The 3163-nt window shown below is 72.1% G+C and carries 3 protein-coding genes; 2 read left to right on the top strand and 1 reads right to left on the bottom strand.

The genetic code is table 11. The features are described 5' to 3' along the window. The first annotated feature begins 175 nt into the window (after positions 1 to 175). Positions 176 to 898, top strand: a complete 723-nt coding sequence (locus tag ABDW35_RS34750; RefSeq protein ID WP_343718410.1) for a DUF1194 domain-containing protein — start codon at positions 176 to 178, stop codon at positions 896 to 898. 143 nt (positions 899 to 1041) lie between these two features. Next, the gene (murB, locus tag ABDW35_RS34745) at positions 1042 to 2052 is read left to right on the top strand and encodes a UDP-N-acetylmuramate dehydrogenase (RefSeq protein WP_343718409.1); all 1011 of its coding nucleotides are present in this window, start codon (positions 1042 to 1044) and stop codon (positions 2050 to 2052) included. A 142-nt stretch (positions 2053 to 2194) separates the two neighbouring features. Here the strand turns inward: murB and ABDW35_RS34740 are convergent, their stop codons facing one another. Further along, the gene (locus ABDW35_RS34740) at positions 2195 to 3061 is read right to left on the bottom strand and encodes a nucleotide-binding domain containing protein (RefSeq protein WP_343718408.1); all 867 of its coding nucleotides are present in this window, start codon (positions 3059 to 3061) and stop codon (positions 2195 to 2197) included. Between the last annotated feature and the right edge of the window lie 102 nt (positions 3062 to 3163).

The following is a 3163-nucleotide window of genomic DNA, read 5'->3' as shown; positions in this document are numbered from 1 at the left end:
TGGCAGGGCAGGAGCGGTTGGTGGACAACGCCGCCGCCCAGCGGGTCGCCCGATTGCTGCCGCAGTGCCGGGTCAGCGTCTATCCGGACGCCCGGCACGAGATCCTGATGGAACGCGACGACATCCGCAGCGCCTTCTGGCGCGACGCCGACGACTTCCTGGCCACGCTGGCGCCATGAGGCGGCGGCATTTCGCCGGCTGGCTCGCCGGCGCGCTGCTGGCCCGGCCGATGCTGGCTGCAGCCCAGACTTCGACGCCCGAGCAGCAGCCTGCAGTTGAGGCGCAGCCAGAGAAGCAGCCGGTCGATCTCGAACTGGTCCTTCTGGTCGACGCCTCGGCCAGCATCACCAGCGGGGCGCTGGAGTTCCAGCTGCGCGGCCACGCCGCTGCCTTCCGCGACGACAAGGTGAAGGCGGCGATCGCCGCCGGCCCACGCAGCGGCATCGCGGTGACGGTGGCCCGCTTCGACGGCCCGCGCAGCCTGAAGGTGCTGCTGCCCTGGCGCCGCCTGGCCAGCGCTGCCGATGCCGATGCCTTCGCCGAGGCGGTGTTGGCCGCGCCGGCGGGGGCAGAGGCCGGGTCGACCGCGATCGGCAGCGCCGTGCTCGACGCGCTCGACCTGTTCAAGGACAGCGGCTTCGACAGCCCGCGCCAGACCATCGACATCGTCTCGAACGGCTTCTCCAACGCCGGGCTCGATCCCACGCTGGCCCGCGACGCGGCGGAGGCGGCCCATGTCACGGTCAACGCGCTGGTCATCCTCGACGAGTATGACTGGCTCGAGGGCTATTACCGGCAGCAGGTGATCGGCGGCATCGGCGCCTTCGTCCGCACCGCCGAGGGCCGCGACAGCTTCATCCAGGCGCTGATCGCCAAGCTGATCGACGAGATCGTGTAGGAGCCCTGACGATCTTTTCTTCTTGTCATTGCCGGGCTTGACCCGGCAATCCAGAGGGCCTCGGCATCTTCTGGATGCCCGGGTCAAGCCCGGGCATGACAGACTTGGGGATAGCCGTCGTTCCGGAACCGCTTACTCGCCTGATGTACCAGATCCTGACCGACCACCCGCTGCAATCCGCCAACAGCTTCGGCATCGCCGCGCGCAGCCGCTACGCCGTGGAGATCCGCGACGAGGCCGACCTGCCGGCGGTGCTGGCGGATCCGCGCTTTGCCGGACTGCCGCGCCGGCTGCTGGGCGGCGGCAGCAATGTCGTGCTGACCGGCGATTTCGACGGGCTGACGCTGCTGATGCGCATCCCCGGCCGGCGGCTGGCGGGGGAGAGCGCGGAGGCCGCGCTGGTCGAGGCCGGGGCCGGCGAGGTCTGGCACGATCTGGTGGCCTGGACCATCGCCCAGGGCCAGCCGGGGCTGGAGAACCTGGCGCTGATCCCGGGCACCGCCGGGGCGGCGCCGATCCAGAACATCGGCGCCTATGGCGTGGAGCTGGAGGAGCGGTTCGAGAGCCTGCGCGCCTTCGACACCGTAACCGGCGGCTTCGTCACGCTCGACCGTGCGGCCTGCCGCTTCAGCTACCGCGACAGCCTGTTCAAGCGCGAGCCGGACCGCTGGATCGTCACCTCCGTGACCCTGCGCCTGCCGCGGCCCTGGACGCCGGTCACGGCCTATCCCGACCTGGCCCGGGTGTTCGGCGACAGAACGGACGTCGCGGCGGCGGAGATCTTCGACGCCGTGGTCGCGGTGCGGCGGCAGAAGCTGCCGGACCCGGCGGTGATCGGCAATGCCGGCAGCTTCTTCAAGAACCCGATCGTGCCGGGCGCGCAGTACCAGGACCTGGCCGCGGCCTTCCCCGGCATCGTCGGCTATCCGCAGCCGGACGGGCGGGTGAAGCTGGCCGCCGGCTGGCTGATCGACCGCTGCGGCTGGAAGGGCCGGGCGGTCGGCCGCGCCGCGGTGCATGACCGGCAGGCGCTGGTCCTGGTCAACCGCGGCGGCGCCACCGGGGCCGAGATCCTCGACCTGGCCCGGCAGATCCAGGGCGACGTGCAGGCGACCTACGGCGTGGCGCTGGAGCCGGAGCCGGTGGTGCTCTGAGGCGACGCCATCGAACTCCAGATCCGTCATCGCGAGCCTCGCAGGGGCGTGGCGATCCAGCGGCACCGGCCTATGGATCGCCCCTCTGGACTCAATGGGGCGCTTCGCTCCTCGCGATGACGGTGAGGAACTTGAGGGACTACTACGGCATCGCTCCAAGCGCATCCGTGAAGAAGTCCGGGCCGCCGAAATTGCCGGATTTCAAAGCCAGCACCATCGGCGGCTCGCGGCCGACGGCATAGAGCACCGGCACGCCCGGGGCGATCTCGGCGCCGATGCGGAAGGCGGGCAGGGCCAGGGCGTCGACCACGGCGCCGGAGGTCTCGCCGCCCGCCACCACCAGCCGGCGCACCCCGGCCTCGACCAGGCCGAGGGCGATCCGCGCCATCGCCTGCTCGATGGCATGGCCGGCGGCGTCGCGGCCGAGCTTCTGCTGCACGGCGGCCACCTGCTCCGGCGGCGCGCTGCTGGCGATCAGCACCGGCCCCTCGGCGCGATGCCGCCCGGCCCAGGCGAGGGCGCGCCCGATCTCGCCAGGATCGCCGGCCAGCGCCTCCGGATCGAGGCGCAGCACGGGCATGCTCCGCTCCGCCGCCGCGATCTGGCCCAGGGTCGCCTGCGAGCAGCTGCCGGCCAGGATCGCGGCCGGGCCGCCGATCGGGGCGGGCGCCTGGGCACCGCCCCCAGCCGTGATCCGGCCGGCGGCCACCAGCGCCCGGGCGATGCCGAGGCCGAGGCCGGAGGCGCCGGTCGACACCGGCTGGTCCAGCGCCACCACGCCCAAAGTCTCCAGATGCCGGTCCAGCACCGCATCGGCGATGATCGCCCCGGCGCCGTCGGCCGCGTGCCGGCCGACGGCGTCGCGCACCGCCTGCGGCCCGGCCTCCACCGTCGCCAGCGGCAGCAGCGCGACCGGCGACCGGCTCTGGCGGCCGAGCACGCGGACCAGGTTCGAATCCCGCATCGGGTTCAGCGGGTGGTCCTTCAGCGGACTCTCATGCAGCGGCACCCAGCTGTTTACCCAGCACGGCGGCAACCGCAAAATCATCGGCTGCGTAGGCGATCTCCAGTTCGAGGTAATTCAATACCGCCTCCTCCAGGAATACGGCGC

The organism is Inquilinus sp. (assembly GCF_039594555.1).
Classification (GTDB): domain Bacteria; phylum Pseudomonadota; class Alphaproteobacteria; order DSM-16000; family Inquilinaceae; genus Inquilinus.
Note: the sequence above shows the minus strand (reverse complement) of the source record. Positions and strands in the feature narration are given on the sequence as shown.

What these genes read in the sequence shown, in the direction of transcription:
- ABDW35_RS34750 (WP_343718410.1), top strand. Translation starts at nt 176, where the DNA reads ATGAGGCGGCGGCATTTCGCCGGCTGGCTCGCCGGCGCGCTGCTGGCC.
- murB (WP_343718409.1), top strand. Translation starts at nt 1,042, where the DNA reads ATGTACCAGATCCTGACCGACCACCCGCTGCAATCCGCCAACAGCTTC.